This window comes from Geminicoccus sp. (assembly GCF_036263595.1).
Lineage (GTDB): Bacteria > Pseudomonadota > Alphaproteobacteria > Geminicoccales > Geminicoccaceae > Geminicoccus.
The window spans coordinates 1-16,098 of the sequence record NZ_DATAGQ010000215.1 but is presented as its reverse complement, the minus strand read 5'-3'; the positions used below and the strand labels follow the sequence as shown (position 1 = coordinate 16,098).

At 66.2% G+C, this 16,098-nt stretch carries 18 protein-coding genes and 2 tRNA genes; 5 read left to right on the top strand and 15 right to left on the bottom strand.

Annotated elements, in window-relative coordinates:
* The 7 genes from VHL31_RS23835 to VHL31_RS23805 all read right to left on the bottom strand — a co-directional run.
* On the bottom strand, nt 1–1,031 hold a 1,031-nt coding region (locus VHL31_RS23835; RefSeq protein WP_329663743.1), incomplete at its 3' end, for a transporter substrate-binding protein.
* A 174-nt stretch (nt 1,032–1,205) separates the two neighbouring features.
* Nucleotides 1,206–2,465 carry a cyclopropane-fatty-acyl-phospholipid synthase family protein gene (locus tag VHL31_RS23830; RefSeq protein ID WP_329663742.1) on the bottom strand — a complete coding sequence of 420 codons (1,260 nt, stop codon included), beginning with the start codon at nt 2,463–2,465 and terminating at the stop codon, nt 1,206–1,208.
* A 115-nt stretch (nt 2,466–2,580) separates the two neighbouring features.
* The gene (gene rarD / locus VHL31_RS23825) at nt 2,581–3,468 is read right to left on the bottom strand and encodes an EamA family transporter RarD (RefSeq protein ID WP_329663741.1); all 888 of its coding nucleotides are present in this window, start codon (nt 3,466–3,468) and stop codon (nt 2,581–2,583) included.
* A 19-nt stretch (nt 3,469–3,487) separates the two neighbouring features.
* Nucleotides 3,488–3,562 (bottom strand) — tRNA-Met (locus tag VHL31_RS23820).
* Between the two features lie 35 nt (nt 3,563–3,597).
* Nucleotides 3,598–4,977, bottom strand: a complete 1,380-nt coding sequence (locus VHL31_RS23815) for a HAMP domain-containing sensor histidine kinase (RefSeq protein WP_329663740.1) — start codon at nt 4,975–4,977, stop codon at nt 3,598–3,600.
* Nucleotides 4,974–5,645: a response regulator transcription factor gene (locus VHL31_RS23810; protein ID WP_329663739.1), complete on the bottom strand. Its 672-nt coding sequence runs from the start codon at nt 5,643–5,645 to the stop codon at nt 4,974–4,976. The genes VHL31_RS23815 and VHL31_RS23810 overlap by 4 nt, the downstream gene beginning before the upstream one ends.
* 9 nt (nt 5,646–5,654) lie before the next feature.
* Nucleotides 5,655–6,017: a hypothetical protein gene (locus tag VHL31_RS23805; RefSeq protein ID WP_329663738.1), complete on the bottom strand. Its 363-nt coding sequence runs from the start codon at nt 6,015–6,017 to the stop codon at nt 5,655–5,657.
* Nucleotides 6,018–6,160: 143 nt separating this feature from the next.
* Here VHL31_RS23805 and VHL31_RS23800 point away from each other — a divergent pair, with 143 nt between their 5' ends.
* Nucleotides 6,161–6,556, top strand: a complete 396-nt coding sequence (locus VHL31_RS23800) for a hypothetical protein (RefSeq protein ID WP_329663737.1) — start codon at nt 6,161–6,163, stop codon at nt 6,554–6,556.
* Between the two features lie 77 nt (nt 6,557–6,633).
* Entirely contained in the window at nt 6,634–7,578 is a 945-nt protein-coding gene (locus VHL31_RS23795; protein WP_329663736.1) for an alpha/beta hydrolase, read from the top strand.
* Nucleotides 7,579–7,596: 18 nt separating this feature from the next.
* Here VHL31_RS23795 and VHL31_RS23790 read toward each other — a convergent pair whose 3' ends face one another.
* The 3 genes from VHL31_RS23790 to VHL31_RS23780 form a co-directional block, all read right to left on the bottom strand.
* Nucleotides 7,597–8,157: a putative glycolipid-binding domain-containing protein gene (locus tag VHL31_RS23790; RefSeq protein ID WP_329663735.1), complete on the bottom strand. Its 561-nt coding sequence runs from the start codon at nt 8,155–8,157 to the stop codon at nt 7,597–7,599.
* On the bottom strand, nt 8,154–8,765 hold the full coding sequence (locus tag VHL31_RS23785) for an MliC family protein (protein ID WP_329663734.1): 612 nt from the start codon (nt 8,763–8,765) through the stop codon (nt 8,154–8,156). Before VHL31_RS23785 ends, VHL31_RS23790 begins: the two co-directional genes overlap by 4 nt.
* Before the next feature lie 682 nt (nt 8,766–9,447).
* The gene (locus VHL31_RS23780; protein WP_329663733.1) at nt 9,448–10,140 is read right to left on the bottom strand and encodes an SDR family oxidoreductase; all 693 of its coding nucleotides are present in this window, start codon (nt 10,138–10,140) and stop codon (nt 9,448–9,450) included.
* Nucleotides 10,141–10,241: 101 nt separating this feature from the next.
* Here VHL31_RS23780 and VHL31_RS23775 point away from each other — a divergent pair, with 101 nt between their 5' ends.
* Complete coding sequence (locus tag VHL31_RS23775; protein ID WP_349262536.1) at nt 10,242–11,135, top strand: LysR family transcriptional regulator; 894 nt, start codon at nt 10,242–10,244, stop codon at nt 11,133–11,135.
* Between the two features lie 176 nt (nt 11,136–11,311).
* On the opposite strand, the gene VHL31_RS23770 is transcribed toward VHL31_RS23775, so the two are convergent.
* A tRNA-Arg gene (locus tag VHL31_RS23770) sits at nt 11,312–11,387 on the bottom strand.
* A gap of 59 nt (nt 11,388–11,446) precedes the next feature.
* Here VHL31_RS23770 and VHL31_RS23765 point away from each other — a divergent pair.
* The gene (locus VHL31_RS23765) at nt 11,447–11,893 is read left to right on the top strand and encodes a DMT family transporter (protein WP_329663731.1); all 447 of its coding nucleotides are present in this window, start codon (nt 11,447–11,449) and stop codon (nt 11,891–11,893) included.
* 3 nt (nt 11,894–11,896) lie between these two features.
* On the opposite strand, the gene VHL31_RS23760 is transcribed toward VHL31_RS23765, so the two are convergent.
* Together VHL31_RS23760 and VHL31_RS23755 are read right to left on the bottom strand one after the other, a co-directional pair.
* On the bottom strand, nt 11,897–12,454 hold the full coding sequence (locus tag VHL31_RS23760; protein WP_329663730.1) for a type 1 glutamine amidotransferase domain-containing protein: 558 nt from the start codon (nt 12,452–12,454) through the stop codon (nt 11,897–11,899).
* Between the two features lie 64 nt (nt 12,455–12,518).
* Nucleotides 12,519–13,385, bottom strand: a complete 867-nt coding sequence (locus tag VHL31_RS23755) for a peptidoglycan-binding protein (protein ID WP_329663729.1) — start codon at nt 13,383–13,385, stop codon at nt 12,519–12,521.
* 127 nt (nt 13,386–13,512) lie between these two features.
* Between VHL31_RS23755 and mtnA the strand changes: the two genes are divergently transcribed.
* The gene (gene mtnA / locus VHL31_RS23750) at nt 13,513–14,616 is read left to right on the top strand and encodes an S-methyl-5-thioribose-1-phosphate isomerase (protein WP_329663728.1); all 1,104 of its coding nucleotides are present in this window, start codon (nt 13,513–13,515) and stop codon (nt 14,614–14,616) included.
* A gap of 342 nt (nt 14,617–14,958) precedes the next feature.
* On the opposite strand, the gene VHL31_RS23745 is transcribed toward mtnA, so the two are convergent.
* Nucleotides 14,959–15,576, bottom strand: coding sequence for a hypothetical protein (locus tag VHL31_RS23745; protein ID WP_329663727.1), 618 nt, complete (start codon nt 15,574–15,576; stop codon nt 14,959–14,961).
* A 109-nt stretch (nt 15,577–15,685) separates the two neighbouring features.
* Nucleotides 15,686–16,098: SDR family oxidoreductase (locus VHL31_RS23740; RefSeq protein WP_329663726.1), on the bottom strand; the 413-nt coding region annotated here is incomplete at its 5' end.

Below are 16,098 nucleotides of genomic sequence, written 5' to 3'. Positions count from 1 at the left end.
TCCAGTGCCTCGATCACCGCCATCCGGTCGATCGAGCCCGCCTTCCTCACGCCGTCCGCCCAGATGTTGAAGCCATGGTAGGTCATCATGGCGAGTTCGGCGCCCAGGTAGGGCGCATTTGGACCAAGCTTGGCGTGGAATTTCTCCAGGAAGGCCTTGTTCGCCGGCGTGGCGATCTCCTGGAAATAAGCGAACGCCGCCGTGATGCCGTCACCCTCTTCCGGCGAAAGGAGCTTGCTCTCGTTGCCGCCGCCGAACGTGGTCGAGGCCATCGGGATTTCCTTGTTCATCCCGGCCGCCGCCCACTGGCGGTAGAAGGAGACATGCGCGCCGCCGACCAGCAGTGACATGACGATATCCGGCTTGGCCGCCTGGATCTTGCGGATGGTCGGCCCGAAGTCGGTCACGTCGAGCGGAAAATACTCATCAGCGAGGATCTCGCCGCCATTCTCCGTCGTGTACTTCTTGACCCACTTTGCCGTGATCTGCCCGTAATTGTAGTCGGCCGCCAGGACATAGATCTTCTTGCCCCATTTATTCATCACGTAGGGCACGAGCTTGGTCACGTTCTGCGCCGGGCCCGAGCCCATGCAGAAGATGTTGCGGTCGCAGACGCCGCCTTCATACTGGGTATTGTAGAAGTAGAGCGTCTGGAACCGCTTGAGGATCGGGCGAATAGCTTCACGGGAGGCGGAGGTGATGCCGCCATGCACGACGGCGACCTTGTCGCGCGTGGCCGCCTGCGTCGCGAACTGGGTGTAGAGCTGGATGTTCGACTGAGGATCGTAGTTGATCAGTTGCACCTGCTTGCCGAGCAGGCCGCCCGCCGCGTTCAGTTCCTCGACCGCGAAATTCAGCGTCGCAATCATCGGCTGGCCGTAGATGTCGAGGCCGCCCGAGGCATCGTGGATGCCGGCGACCTTGATTACCTCTTCCTGGGCCCGGGCCTCGCGGTGAATGATGGCCGGTGCCGCGACCGTGCCCAGGGCAAGCGCCGAATTGCGCAGCAGGCTACGCCGATCGAACTGCATATTGTTCATTCCCAACGTTGGCCCAGCCGAACCATCTGGCGGGCGCTCTGCCCCCGCACTGCAGCAATGCTCGTGCCAGTGCAGGAATTGCGGGAACTTATCGACGGAAGTTCGGCAGGCTCCTGTTCACCTGCCGAACATTGACGCAGTCTGCTCCAGGTAACGGCATCCCGCTCACGCCGCCTTGCGGCCGCCAACCGTCCGGATATTGGCCGAGCGATCCGCACAGCGCCAAGCGCGCTCGGTGTCCACCATGTAGTCGCGGGTCAGCGGCACGGCGTTCCGGTCCTTGGCCAACTGGATCTGGAACACCATTCCACCCTGCCGCCGGAAGAACAGCTCCGAGCCGATCAGGTAGATTTCCCACATCCGGCAGAAGCGCTCGTCATAGAGCGCCTTGGCCTCGTCGCGGCGGGCCATGAAGCGCTCGCGCCAGTGGCGGAGCGTATCTGCGTAGTGGAGACGCAGGATCTCGATATCCGTGACCCACAAACCTGCCCGTTCGATTGAGGGAAGTACCTCGGACAACGCGGGGATGTAGCCACCTGGGAAGATGTACTTGCGGATGAAGGAAGACGTCCAGCTCGGGCCTTCCATGCGGCCGATAGAGTGGACGAGCATCACGCCGTCAGATGCCAGAAGATCTCCCGCCTTCTGGAAGTACTCGTCATAGTGATGGACGCCGACATGCTCGAACATGCCGACCGACACGATCCGGTCGAAACGCTCGCGCAGGTGACGGTAGTCCTGCAGAAGGAACCTGACGCGATCGGTCACGCCCCTGTTGCGGGCACGCTCGTTGCTGATTTCGTGCTGCCGCTCCGACAGCGTGACGCCGGTGACGTCGACCTCGGCCAACTCGGCTATCGTCAGGCCCAGGCCGCCCCAGCCGGAACCGATGTCGAGCACCTTCTGCCCGGGCTGGAGTAGAAGCTTAGCTGCGATGTGCCGCTTCTTGAGGATCTGACTCTCTTCGAGGCTCAAGTCGGGCGAGGGGAAATAGGAACAGGAGTACTGCTGGTCTTCGTCGAGGAAGAGCCGGTAGAACTCGTCGGTCAGATCATAGTGATGGGCGACGTTCTTCTGCGCCTTGCCGATCGGATTGTGCTGCTGGATCTTGCGAAGAGTGAGCCTCGCCCTCTCCAGGAGCGTACCACGCGCGGCTGCATACTGGATCTCGGCGTTGATCACGCAGAAGTCGAAAAACCCGTAGAGCGTGCCGTCAATGATCTCGATCCGGTCGTCCATGTAGGCTTCGCAGATGCCCAGTTCCGGATCCATCAGGAGATCGCGCTCCACCCTGGGATCCTTAAAGCGAATCTTGACGACAGGTCCCTGCTCGGCACCTCGCCAGCGCCTATGGCTGCCGGCAGCATCGACGATCGTAAGCTCGCCGACCTTCACAAACCGCTGCAACATGGTATCGAGAAGCATCGCGCGCTCTCCACCTCAAGTTGAGCAACCCATTGAACGGGCTCATCTTCTTGCCGGTAGAGTATGCGCTGTAACAATTGCCGCAACTGGGATTCGACTGTCTGGATACATATTGTTACGAAGTGCGTGCTGCTTTCGTGCCGCGCAGGGCGTCCGTGGTGTAGCAGGCCAGGGCAAGCCAGATCGCGGCAAAGCCGATGAGGCGGCCGCCATCCGTCGGTTCGTCGAACGCAAAGGCGCCGAACAGGAACAGCAAGGTCGGCGCGATGTACTGGAGCATGCCGATCGTCGCGAGCGGCAGGCGCTTAGCGGCCACGTTGAACAGCCAGAGCGGTCCCACCGTGACGAAGCCAGCGAGCAGGATCAGAAGATCGGTGAACCATCCGTTCCGGAGGAAGGCGATTCCTTCTTGGCTCTGCGTGTACCAGAACAGGACGGCGGCCAGGGGCGTCGCGAACAGGCATTCCAGGAACAGCCCTGCGATCGGGCCGACCGGCAGGCGTTTGCGCAGGAGGCCATAGACCGAGAACGAGATACCCAGGAACAGGGCGATCTTCGGTACAACCCCGGCATGGATGATCATCCAAAGCACACCTGCAGCGGCGATGCCAACGGCCAGCCACTGCAGCGGGCGGAGGCGTTCGCGCAGGACGATCAGGGCCAGCACGATGAAGGTCAGTGGCGACAGGAAATAGCCAAGGCTCGCCTCCAGCACATGGCCACCTTGGACGGCCAGCACATAGACCAGCCAGTTGCTGGAGATGATCAGGGTCGACACGACCATGCCGAGCAGCAGCTTGGGCGTGCCGAGCACCCTGCGCACATCGGTACGGACGTCGTTCATGAGCAGGAATGGCGCCAGCATCGCCAGCGACCATACGATGCGGTGGGCGAGGATCTCGACGCTGGAGACGTCGTGCAGCGCCTTGAAGTAGAACGGATAGAGGCCCCAGAGCGAATAGGCCAGCAGGCCCGCCAGGAAACCGGTGCGGTCGGCCTTCAACAGATTTGTCCGGGGAGGTTGGTAGCGGCGGAGGGATTTGAACCCCCGACCCAAGGCTTATGAGTCCTTTGCTCTACCACTGAGCTACGCCGCCACGCGGGCTGCAGGTAGGAGCGACGGGCGATGCTGTCAAGCCGGCCTGGATGTCGACAGGCCGCCGGGCACTGCGCCAGGCAGCCGCAGCGTCGCCGCAAGGCCACCGCTTGGCGATCGACCAAGGACCAAGCCGCCGCCATAGGCCTCGACGAGATCGCCCACGATGGACAGGCCGAGGCCGGTGCCGGGCGTCTGCTCGTCGAGTCGGGTACCCCGCTCCAGGATGCGAGCCGCATCTCCCTCGGAAAGACCGGGTCCGTCATCGGCGACCGTCAGCAGGATGACGTCTCCGTCCCGGCTACCCCGGATCTTCACGCTGCTGCGGGCCCACTTGACCGCGTTCTCCATGAGGTTGCCCAGCATCTCCTCCAGGTCTTCCCTGGCACCGCCGAACATCAGCCCGGCCTGCACGTCCTGGACCAGGAGCAGGTTGCGCCTAGCCGCGAGCGGGCGCAGCACCTGGATCAGCCCCGCCACCAGCGGGGCCACCTCGGCCTCGTTGCCCTGCCGGGCGCGGGCATGGGCGCGGGCGGCCGCCAGCTGCTGGTCGATTCGCCGCCGCATCCGCTCCACCTGCGCCTGCAATCGCTCACCCCACTCCACTTGGCCAGCATCTGCCAATGCCTCCGCCTCGTGGCCCAGGATGGTCAGCGGCGTTTTCAGGCCATGGGCAAGGTCACCCGCATCCTTCTGCGCACGCTCGACCATCGCCCGGTTGTCGGCCAGCAGTCCGTTCAGTTCGTCCACCAGAGGAGCGACCTCAGCCGGCACGTCAGTCCCGACCTGCTCGGCCTCCCGCTTGCGGATCCGCGCCACTTCCCGTCCCAGGCGGTCGAGCGGCAGCACCCCGACGGCGGCAGACAGTGAGGCTGCCGCGACCAGGAGGACCGCCAGGATCAGCAGGCTGGTGATCAGGAAGCGGGTGAACTCGGCAACATCGCTCACGATGGGACCGATGCTCCCGGCCACGGCAAGCCTTGCCGTCCCCTCCACGTCGTAGAGACGTATCGTGCGATCCACGACGCGGATCGGCCCCGCCCCATTGGCGATCAGGTTGTAGCCAACCGTTTCGCCTTCACGCGGCGCCGTTTCCGGCAGGACGATCTCCGTGTCCCATAAGGAGCGCGACCGGAGAACGGTGCCGTCACGGTCCACCACGACATAATAGAGACCCGAGAACGGCGTGCCAAACCGTGGGTCGCTCAGGGGGATGCTCAGGCGCACCTTGCCCTTCTCGTCCAGCGCAATGCGGCCGGTCAGCTGGTTGAGGTGGCGGACAAGCTCTTCTTCCAGGCGCCGCTCCGCCACGTCGCGGAAGAACCACTGCAAGGCGATGCCGGCTGCCACCAGCGCAATGGCAATCCAGATCGCCGAGCCCAGGATCAGGCGGAGCTTCAGCGAGTGGCGGATCAAGCCTGCCCGCTTTCGGTCTCGATCACGTACCCCTGGCCGCGACGCGTCCGGATCGCCTCGTCGCCGACCTTGCGCCGCAGGCGGCCGATCAGGACCTCCAGCGTGTTCGACTCGCGTTCCTCGTGCTCGGCATAGAGCTGGTCGGCCAGTTCCTGCCGGCTCATCACCCGGCCGGCATTCTGCATGAGCAGGTGCAAGAGGCGGTACTCTGATGCGGTCAGCGCAACGGCGCCGCCATCGACAGTGACGGTCCGGGTACGGGTGTCGAGGTCGATGCCGTGGACGGACAGAACCGGATGGAAATGGCCGTGGGCGCGCCGCACCAGGGCGCGGACCCGCGCCACCACCTCCTCCATGCGGAACGGCTTTCCCAGATAGTCGTCCGCACCGGCGTCGATGCCTTCGACCCGCTCGCTCCAGCTCCCGCGGGCACTCACGACCAGGACCGGCGTGGCCCGGCCGGCGGCGCGCAGGCGGCGCAGGAGCGAGAGGCCGTCCAGGACCGGCAGGCCCAGGTCCAGGACAATGGCCGCGAAATCCTCCTCGGTCGCCCGGAACAATGCGTCCTCACCGTCGGCGGCACGTTCCACCACATAGCCCGCTCCCTGCAGGCCACGCTCGAGCCGGCTGGCGATGGCATCTTCATCTTCGATCACCAGGATCTTCAAGATGGTCTCCTAGCGGCCCGAGCCCACCAGCTCGCCCGTAGCGGCATCCGCCCACACCCGGACGAGCCGTCCGTCCGCTCGCAGCACCTGAAACTCATAGAGCCAGCGTCCGCTCCGGCGGGTGATGTCGGTGGCAACCACCTGCCCACGCAGTTCGGGCCCCAACCGATGGATCACTTCCCACATCGGCAGGATCTGGCCTGCCCGGCGGGCCTCGCCAGCTTCGCTCTGGTCGAAAGGATTGCGGCTATTGCCGTCGAGGAGGTCGTCGACGCCTCTGGCAGGGCCAGCGAACGGCTGGATCAGGTCGCTCGACTGCGCATGGGCGTGCGAGCCCAGGTCCAGGGCTGCCATCAAGACGGAGCTCGCCACGATCTGCTTCCAGCGCATGGCGGCAGCTTATGCAACTCCGAAGCTGAACACATGCTGACAATGCCGTTCAGAAGCCGGTCAGGGCACGCATGCTAGACAGTCTCCTCATGAATGACCGGCTCCTGTGGCCGGAGGAGGACGAGATGAAGGCCATCAAGCCAACCGCTCTGGCGCTCCTGGCGCTGCTGATGGCGGCGCCAGCATTCGCCGACGGACGAGAGCGATCGCACGATCGCGGGTGGAGAGGCGACGACCGCGGCTCCGTTGGAACACGCCGCGGCGTCGACCCACGGGTCTGGGACCGCGATGAGCGCGGCCGCGGCTGGAACCGCGACCGCCGTTCCCGGCGCGAGCATTTCCGTGATCATCCGCGGTCCCGGCTCCACGGTCACCGTGACCGAGATCGCGGATGGAGCCGGCATGACCGTCGGGAGTGGCGCAGACAGCAGCGCCGTTGGTCCCGCAAGCACCACCAAGACCGACGCGACGTCATCATCATCAGCCCGTTTGGCGGCATCCTCGGCCGAATCTTCGACTAGAGCGTCGATCCGGGCCGTTGCCCCTGTCGGCGCCACATGCCAGCCTTTTGCCCACACGGTTCGAGTGGGAGGCAGGCATGGCGGTGGCGCCGACGCCGGAGATGGCGGCAATCTTGAACATGGTGGAGCAGGAGAACCTGCCGCCTTGGGAGAACTACCCCCACGCCGAGGCGCGGCGGCTGTCGGTCGAGCGCAACGCCTTCTGGAACGAAGGCAATCCGCCGGTAGCGAAGGTGGAGGACATCGTACTGGAGGCCAGCCCCAGGCCTGTGCCGGTCCGGCTCTACGTCCCCGAAGGTGCGGCCGAGACGGGGCCCGCGATCATCTACCTGCATGGCGGCGGCTGGGTGATCTGCTCCCTGGACACGCATGACGGCGTCTGTCGCAGGCTGGCGAACGCCAGCGGTCTGCGGGTCGTGAGCGTGGACTATGTCATGGCCCCGGAGTTTCCGTTCCCAGCACCGCTCGAGGATTGCGTGGCGGCCGTGCGCGCCATTCATGCGCAGGCTGAGCGGTTCGGCATCGACCCGGAGCGCATGGCAGTGGCCGGCGACAGCGCCGGTGCCAATCTCTCCCTGGCCACTCTGCTGAAGCTGCGCGACGAGGGTGGACCCAGGCTGAAGGCTGGCGGCCTGATCTATGGGGTCTATGCGGACGACCACACCACCGAGTCGCACCGGGCCTGGGGAGGTGGCGCCTACCTCTTGTCCACCGCCACCATGGAGTGGTTCTGGAACGCGTATGTGCCCGACATGAGCCAGCGGCAAAATCCCTATGCGGCGCCCCTGCATGCGAAGGACTTCAGCGGCCTGCCGCCGCTCTACCTATCCGCGGCGGAGCTGGACTGCCTGAAGGACGACACCGATCAGATCGTCCCGAAGCTCAAGACCACCGGGGTGGAGGTGGAGTACAGCCTATGGAAGGGCGTCACCCACGCCTGCATCATGTTCAGCCGGATGCTGCCGGACGCGGACCGGCAGATCGCGGAGGTGGCGGACTTCCTGAAGCGGAAGCTCGTCTGATCATCACGATGGCAGGTGTCAGAGGATCCTGCGGAATAGGCCGGGATAGGTGACGACGAGTCCGTCGCCGTCAACCTCGATCTCGCGGGTGAAGTCGGAATCGCGCGAGTCGTAGCGCCACCGCCTGCCTCGCTCCAGGCAGGTGTAGCGCTGCGGGTCGGCGTGGATGGAAAGGTCCGGGAAGGACACCCACGCCGTGACGATCTCGGTGCCTTGGCCCGGGGACGTGTCCAGGCGGCGGATGGGCAGGGTGTTGGTGAACGGGGAGATCGACAGATCCGGATCGATGGCACCGGCCAGGTCTTCCATGGGCCGGCCGGCCTCGTCCCACCAGCTGCCCGCCCCATCGGCCGTCAGCCGCCGCCCGCCCCCGCCAGCCAGCCCGCACTCCAGCTCTCGGGTGCGCCAGTCCGGGCTGCAGGCGATCCGGTAACGGGCAGCATAGGCTTGGGCTGGTGCACTCACATGCATGCCCTCGGCGACAACGCCATCCTCGCCGATCGTCAGCACCAGATGCTCGATCGAGCCGTCGTCCCAGCCCTGCCAGCGCGCGACGACCGTGCGGGCGGCCCTGCTCATCCAGCGGGTTCGGCCTTGCAGTGGAGCTCGCTCGCGATCCACAGGATCTGCGCCTCCTCGCCGTCGCTGGCGAACAGCACATCCTCGGCTTCGAAGCGCATCCCGCTCTCGGTGGGGACCTCGTAGGCTTCGAGCATGGCGCCATCCCGCTCCAGCCGGACCGTGAGCGGCTGGGTCTCGTAGATCGTCGCCGTCAAGGGCAGGCTGGGGTCGTCGTCGCAGCGAAAGGTCATGGGCGCCCTGGTCTGCACGAGCGCATAGGCCGTCTGAAGCTCGCTCAGCCGGTCGGCATACATGGACGCCACGCAGGCGCGCGTCTCCTCCTCCACGGCGCAGCCGTCGCGCGCTTCGACGACCCAGCGCTGCTGGTTCCTCTGCAGCCACTCGGACTCGGTCGGGTCATCCTTCACCTTGGCAAGGGCGGCTGCGTAGGTCGCCTGCAGTTCCACGTCGGCGGCCAGCAACGCCTGCTCGCTGCAGATCAGGTTCTCGATGGGTCCGTCGGGGGCGGCACAGTCGAGCGGGTTGTCCGCCGCCATGGCCGCGCTGGCGCCGAGCACGAGCAGGCAGCAGGTTCCGAGCAGGTTCAGCCTGATGTGGAGGCGCATGCTGACAACAGTCTCCGATGCCGATGACAAGGCGGGCAGGACGCGCACGCGGCTGAGTGGATAGCTTCCGCAGGATGCTGCGGCAACCGGCGGGTCCGTGGAGGCGGCTCGACATCGACACGGGCAGGCTCGCGCGCTACCTCGGCGCCGGCCGGAAATGGCGCACCCGAGAGGATGAAGCTGGGCACAGTTATGTGATTGTCTGCAACATGTAATTTCGGAAGCGCCATACGATTTGCGCCTGCGGCGGCCATCATCAGCCATCGGCCACGCGCTACTTTTACGAAAGGCCGCCATTCCGCTTTCCACCATCGCTACCGTTCAGCGCCGCAAAGCACACCGTGACCGGAATTTGGCAGGAGTCGACCTCATCTACTGCGTTTCGATGCCTCTGGCGTCTTCCGAAGCGGTCATTCGAACGGCAGAGATACTTCCGTGTCTCCATCTCGGCTCAGCCATTTCGGAATGCCGTCCCGTTGGGGTTTGTTTCTGGGAAGCGCCCGAGAATCACTGCTGGGATCGAGCAATCACCTCCCTTGCCGGCGCCTTGATCTGTCGCGTCAGCCGCGATCGGCGGACTGGGCGATCTCCTGCCGCAATCGGTCGACCTTCGCGCCGGCCCACTGCCGGGCGTCGTCGCCGAACACAAACCGCGCTGGCGTCTCGCCCTGCGAAGCCAGCGCTACGATCCGCGCGGCGAGCAGCTTCGGATCGCCCGGCTGTTTGCCGTTGGCCCCTCCACGAACGCGCGATACTGCGCGATCGCCTCTGCATAGTCTGGAATGTCGATGCTGCCGAAGCTCGCCGACTTCCGATCCATGAAGTCGGTGCGCAGCATCCCCGGCTCGACCAGGAGCGAGCGGACGCCCAATGGGGCGAGTTCCTGCGCAAAGCCCTCCATCCATCCCTCGACCGCGAACTTCGACGCGGAGTAGACCGCCCCCCCGCTGTTGGAGACCAGCCCGCTGACAGACGAGATGGTGACGATGAGGCCTGAGCGACGCTCACGCATGTGGGGGGCGACCGCGCGCACGACGTTCATCGTGCCGAACAGGTTGACCTCAAACTGACGCCGCACTGCCGCATCGGTGAAGGTCTCGAAGAAACCCAGTTCGGCATAGCCGGCATTGTTGACCAGCACGTCGATCGCACCGAACCGCTCGGTGGTCTCGGCGGCGACCGAGTTCGCGGCTTCGGCGTCGGTGATATCGAGCGCGAGGACGTGCAGGCGATCGTGTTCGCCCCCGCAGGCATCGCGCACTGCGTCGGCGGATCGCGCCGTTGCCACTACCGTTTCGCCCGCATCGAGCGCCGCGTGCGTGATCTCGCGTCCAAGTCCACGGCTTGCGCCCGTCACTAGCCAAACCTTGCCCATCGTCTGCTCCAGGTTCATTCCACTGTGACTGGCTAGTTAGTCATGCTAACTTATCAGGATAATGGTCTAATTAGTAATAGGCCCCAGTAGCGGGATCATCAATGCGTCCAGATCAGTTCGGCGACCTCGCCGTGTTCGCGGCGATCGCCTCCGACCGCAGCTTCACGCGTGCCGCGAGGCGGCTGGGAGTCACGCAGTCGGCGTTGAGCCAGACCATGAAGCGGCTGGAACGCCAACTCGGTTTTCGCCTACTCTCCCGCACGACGCGCAGCGTTGCCCCGACCGCTGCCGGCGAGCGTTTGCTCGCCACCCTGTCGCCGGCACTGGCCGGGCTGGACGACGAGATCGAGGCGCTGTCCCAGGCACGCGGGGCGGCGATCGGTACCGTCCGGATCACGACGGGCAAACACGCCGCCGACACGTTGCTGTGGCCGATGCTCCCGTCCTTCATGCGGCGCTACCCCGGCATCGAGGTGGAGGTGTGCGTGGAGGGCGGGATGACCGACGTCGTGGCGGGCCGCTACGATGCGGGCATCCGGCTCGGCGAGCGATTGGAGAAGGATATGATCGCGCTGGCGGTCGGGCCTCCGCTTCGCGTCGCAGTGGTGGCCGCTCCCGGCTATCTGAGCGACCATCCGGCGCCGATGGAGCCCGCCGACCTCACGGCGCATCGCTGTCTCGCGTACCGCGACGCGCAGGGCGACCTGTCTCCCTGGTCGTTCGAGCGCGACGGCCATGCTGTGACGGTCACGCCAGGCCGTGGGCCTGTGTTCAACGACGGTGATCTGCTGGTGGCCGCCGCTCTTGAGGGTTTCGGCATCCTCTACATCCTGGAGGATCTGGTGGCGGCGCCGATTGCCGATGGCCGTCTCACCCGCCTGCTGGAGCAGTGGTGCGAGCCGTTCGCCGGCTACCACCTCTATTACCCCGGCCGGAGGGGGACGACGGCCTTCGAACTGTTCAAGGAGACGCTTCGGAAAAGCAGGGCCGTATGAAGGTTTGGCCAAGCGTCGGCGCCGATTCTCGAAACGCGATCCAAATCCGGAAAGCCGGCGGAACTCCGCCAACGGCGGCTTTTTCCAATATCAAGCCCGAAGCGGACAGGAAGCCGTCCACCCCGCGTCGGACGTAGCCGGCTCGTTCTCAGTTTCATTCTGGAGTGATGGAGATTTGGCGCGCCCTGCAGGGATCGAACCTGCGACCTACCGCTTAGAAGGCGGTTGCTCTATCCGCTGAGCTAAGGACGCGACCCGCCCATCCTAGCGGCTGGGGCAGATGGAGGCGAGAGCCGGAGGAGTGCTAGGACGTGATCGAGTTGTTGCTGGGCATGTGGATCGCGGTGATGGGGGCCGGCATCTCCATGCAGCCGCTCTTGAACGCCCACGTGGCGTCGCGTGCCGGCCATCCCATCTATGGCGCCCTGATCTCGGTGTTCGTCAGCACCTGCCTGATGCTCGTCCTGGTGGTGGCCGGCCGGCTGCCGGCGCCGAGTTTCAGGGACCTGGCCGCCGGTCCCGCCTGGATGTGGATCGGCGGCGTGATCGGCGCCCTCTACGTCCTGGCCGCGCTGATCGCGACGCCGCGGCTGGGCGCCGCCACAACGGTCGCGATCTTCATTGCGGGCCAGCTCGTCGCCTCGATCGTGATCGACCATTACGGCCTGCTGGGCGTGCCCGTGCACAGCATCGGGATCGCCCGGCTCCTGGGCGTGGCCATGCTGGCCGGCGGCGTGGCGCTGATCCGCTTCACCTGAGGATCAGGCGGCGCGCTGGTGCCGACCTTCGCCCACTTCCTCGATGATCTTCGACACGAAGGCATCGAGGTCCTTGGGCGAGCGGCTCGTGATGATGCCGTTGTCGACCACGACTTCCAGGTCGACCCACTGGCCGCCGGCATTGGCGACGTCGGTATTGATCGACTGGAACGAGGTCACCTTGCGGCCGCGCAGGGCATCGGCCTCCACCAGCAGCCACGGGCCATGGCAGATGGCGGCCACAATCTTGCCGGATGCAAGGAACTGCTTCACGACGTTCACCGCACCCTGGTCGGTGCGCAGCTTGTCGGGGTTGATCTGGCCGCCTGGCAGGACCAGCGCGTCGTACTGGTCGATGTTGGCGTCGCTGATCTTCAGGTCGCTCGGCACGCTCTGGCCCCAGTCCTTCTCGTCCCAGCCGCGGATGTCGCTGCCGTCGGGCGAGGCGACATCCACGGTGGCGCCGGCCTCGCGCAGCCGGTCGCGCGGCACCAGCAGCTCGGACTGCTCGAACCCGTCGGTCGCCATGATCAGGATGCGGGCGTCTTGAATGGCGGTCATGAAAACTCCTTGGATGGACAGACTGAGCGCTGAACCAGACCGCTCCGAGGAGGTTCCGCCGCTCCTAAGCCCGGCGAAGGTCCGGCCTTGCCGCCAGGGCGGCATCGAGGGCGCCGCTCGGCCATACCGGGTCCTCGAGGAGGCGGTAGCCGCGCAGGAACGCGTCGGTGAACCGGTCGAGGCCGTGGGTGCCGCCGTTGACGATCCGGCGGATCCGGACGAGGTCGCCGTCCAGGACGGCTTCCTTGATGGCGCGCTCGTGCGGCTTCAGGAAGGCGGCCAGGATCCGCGCCGCGATCTCCGGCTCCAGCGCCCGCGCCGGCTCCTGGACGAGCTGCAGGCCAAGGCCCAGCGCCTTGCCGATCTGCGTGTAGTTCGCCCGGCCGGTCAGCTGCACGAAGCCGCGGCCGCGATAGCGCTCGCCATCGGGCCGGCCACGATTGCCGAGGTCGGCGCGGTGGTCGTACAGGTCGAACGGTGCACCATTCGGCGAGGTGTTGAAGCGCGACACCTGCTCAGCGATGGGCGCGAAGCCTTCGCTCTCCGCGCGGATCGTGGCCAGCGCCGTCAGCAGCATCGGCTTGTCGCCGAGCCCCGCCGCCTTGAGTGCCGCCAGGATCATCGGGAGGAAGCGCGCGATCGTGCCAACCGGGGTGGCAGGGAACATCGCGGCGACGAGGTCGGCGGTGATGAACAGCAGCGGCTCCGCCTTGCGGATCACCGAGGCGGGGTCGAGGCGCAGCTTGGTCCTCGGGCCATAGACGCCGTCGGGCAGCAGGCCCTGGGCGCGCTGGAAGGCCAGCAGGGCCGCCTCGGTACGGGCGCCGAAGAGGCCATCGGTCCGGCCGGGCTGGAAGCCGCGCAGCGCCAGGCGCTCCTGCAGGCGCTTCACCTCCGGCTCCTTGGCGCCCAGGCGGAGAGCTTCGGACATGGCTTTGCTCCGGATCATCATTTTTAAGATGATAACCCTAATAACTGACCATAGTCCGGATTGCAATCGCGCTGACCGGGTGCCTTAACCCCGGCGAGCCGACCGGCACCCCACGGGCGAGAGCAAGATGCGTATCAACGGCAGACCCTACCGCACGATCTGGACGGGCAAGAACCGGCACGACGTCGAGATCATCGACCAGACGGCCCTTCCGCACCGATTCGAGACGGCGGTGCTGGACGATGTCGAGGATGCGGCACGCGCGATCGAGGTCATGCTCGTCCGCGGCGCGCCCTTGATCGGCGGGACGGCCGCCTACGGCATGGCGCTGGCCATGCTGGCCGATCCGTCCGATGCGGGCGTGGAGGAGGCCTACCAGCGGCTGATGTGCACGCGGCCGACCGCGGTCAACCTGCGCTGGGGCCTGGAGCGCATGCGCCGGGTGCTGCTGGCCGAGCCGGCCTCGTCCCGGGCCGACCGGGCCTATGCCGAGGCGGCGGCTATCTGCGACGAGGATGTCGGCCTTTGCGAGCAGATCGGCCGGCACGGGCTGGCGCTGATCGAGGAAGCTGCGCGCCGCAAGGGCGGCGGGCGCGTCGACATGCTCACCCACTGTAACGCCGGCTGGCTCGCCACCATCGACCGCGGCACCGCGACCGCGCCGATCTATGCCGCGCGCGAGCAGGGCATCGACGTCCATGTCTGGGTCGACGAGACCAGGCCGCGCAACCAGGGCGCGTCGCTCACCGCGTTCGAGCTCCTTCACGAGGAGGTGCCGCACACCATCATCGCCGACAATGTCGGCGGCCACCTGATGCAGCACGGCAAGGTCGACCTTTGCATCGTCGGCACCGACCGGACGACCCGCAAGGGCGACGTGGCCAACAAGATCGGCACCTATCTCAAGGCCCTTGCGGCGCACGACAACGGAGTGCCGTTCTACGTGGCGCTGCCGTCCACCACGATCGACTGGCGGATCGCGGACGGGGTGAAGGAGATCGAGATCGAGGAGCGGGGTGCTGCCGAACTCACCCATGTGACCGGGCGCGACGCACAGGGGCAGATCCACACCGTCCAGATCACCAACCCCGGCAGCCCCGGCGGCAACTGGGCGTTCGACGTCACCCCGGCCAAGTACGTGACCGGCCTGATCACCGAGCGCGGCGTGAGCGACGCCAGCGAGGAGGGACTGCGCAAGCTGTTCCCGGAGGAGTCCGAGCTGGCGCGCTGAGCGGGAAGCCAACTGCCTGAAAACGGCCGTGTTCTCGGGTTCGTTCATGCAGAATGAGATTCGCGTGGCGGCCGGCATTCCTGCCTTTCCCGACAGTCCAACGGGCATGATAGCAGGAATGGTGGCGGTGGGTGAATCGAACCTGGCGGCCGTACCCTTTGCCGCTTTCGCAGCTTTGGGCGGGCCTCTCGCAATCTTTGCGTCAGGTCTGGAAACTGGACGCCGCATACTTTGCGCGGCCCAGCGCGATCCGCTTGTTGTGACGGACACGGGATTCGGCGAGGTGGCGGTGCCGATGCGTCGGGACGCCGCGCTGGCAGGTGACCGTATCGATGAACCGCCTTACCCGCCGGCCTCGATGATTGCCAGGTTGTCGAAGGTGAACCGGCCCTTGCTCACGCCGACGATCCCGACGGCGGAGCCGGGCAGGTTGGCGATCCTGACCCGGCCGATGGGCTGGCCGTCGATCTCGAGCACGAGGTTCTCGCCGTCCGGCTGGATGCGCAGGCGCCGCGCCGGGTTCTTGCCCCGCGGCAGCTCGCCGCTCAGCCTCGGCCGCATGCCCTCGACGCCGCGCTGGTAGAGGGTCCAGCGGCGGCTGCCGATGACGAATGCGAGATAGGAGCGGGTCGCCTGGTCGTGCTGGTAGAGGATGCCGGCTCCGGAATTGCGGGTCGGGAACTCGCCAGCCACGTCCACCGCCACGGCAGCGCCGGCCGGCGAGGCACCGCCCCGCAGCTTTTCCACGCGGTAGAACTTGATCGCGTTCGGGTCCGTGGCGTTCTCGAGGCTGGCCATGCCGTCCTCGATGGAGAGCGTCCAGGGGCCGTCCTGGCCGGGCGTGAGGATCCCGTCGAGCGCGCCGCCCGGGTTGTCGAACGTCTCGACGATGTTGTCGGCCAAGGCGACGTTGGCGCCGGCCAGCGCCACCATGCCTGCGACGATCCAGGTAAGCCGCATGTCGCTCCTCACTCCTTCGCCGACAGTCCTGCCGGCCCGACGACGGTTGGCCCGGCCCCAAGACGGCCCTTACCGCTTGAGCTAGGACGCCCGCTCCCGTTCGGCCAGATCAGAAGCCCTGGTCCGGGATCGGCGTGGTCGGCAGATGCGGGTCGTTGGCGCAGCCCATCACGATCTGGTCGAAGTCGATGTTCGAGCCGGTCATCAGGCCGCTCTCGTCGGAACTGAGGTAGGCGATCATGCGCGCCACCTCCTTGGGATCGAGCAGGCGGCCGAACGGACGCTGCTTCACTGCCTTCTCCAGCCAGTCGGCCGGCGCATCATGGTACTTCGCCTGAATGTCGTGCTCGCCGGGCGTGTTCATCCAGCCGATGTTCAGGCCGTTCACCCGGATGCGGTCGGGGAGGAGCGAATAGGCGACGTTGCGGGTGAGAATCGCGAGCGCCCCCTTGCTCGTGGAGTACGCGGTCAGGAAGGACTGGCCGCCATGGCCCGACATGGACTGGATCGACACGATCGTGC

Coding starts and splice junctions, on each gene's coding strand:
- VHL31_RS23760 (WP_329663730.1), bottom strand. CDS start 12,454: ATGACCGCCATTCAAGACGCCCGCATCCTGATCATGGCGACCGACGGG.
- mtnA (WP_329663728.1), top strand. CDS start 13,513: ATGCGTATCAACGGCAGACCCTACCGCACGATCTGGACGGGCAAGAAC.
- VHL31_RS23755 (WP_329663729.1), bottom strand. CDS start 13,385: ATGTCCGAAGCTCTCCGCCTGGGCGCCAAGGAGCCGGAGGTGAAGCGC.
- VHL31_RS23795 (WP_329663736.1), top strand. CDS start 6,634: ATGGCGGTGGCGCCGACGCCGGAGATGGCGGCAATCTTGAACATGGTG.
- VHL31_RS23775 (WP_349262536.1), top strand. CDS start 10,242: ATGCGTCCAGATCAGTTCGGCGACCTCGCCGTGTTCGCGGCGATCGCC.
- VHL31_RS23780 (WP_329663733.1), bottom strand. CDS start 10,140: ATGGGCAAGGTTTGGCTAGTGACGGGCGCAAGCCGTGGACTTGGACGC.
- VHL31_RS23745 (WP_329663727.1), bottom strand. CDS start 15,576: ATGCGGCTTACCTGGATCGTCGCAGGCATGGTGGCGCTGGCCGGCGCC.
- VHL31_RS23830 (WP_329663742.1), bottom strand. CDS start 2,465: ATGCTTCTCGATACCATGTTGCAGCGGTTTGTGAAGGTCGGCGAGCTT.
- VHL31_RS23790 (WP_329663735.1), bottom strand. CDS start 8,157: ATGAGCAGGGCCGCCCGCACGGTCGTCGCGCGCTGGCAGGGCTGGGAC.
- VHL31_RS23800 (WP_329663737.1), top strand. CDS start 6,161: ATGAAGGCCATCAAGCCAACCGCTCTGGCGCTCCTGGCGCTGCTGATG.
- VHL31_RS23785 (WP_329663734.1), bottom strand. CDS start 8,765: ATGCGCCTCCACATCAGGCTGAACCTGCTCGGAACCTGCTGCCTGCTC.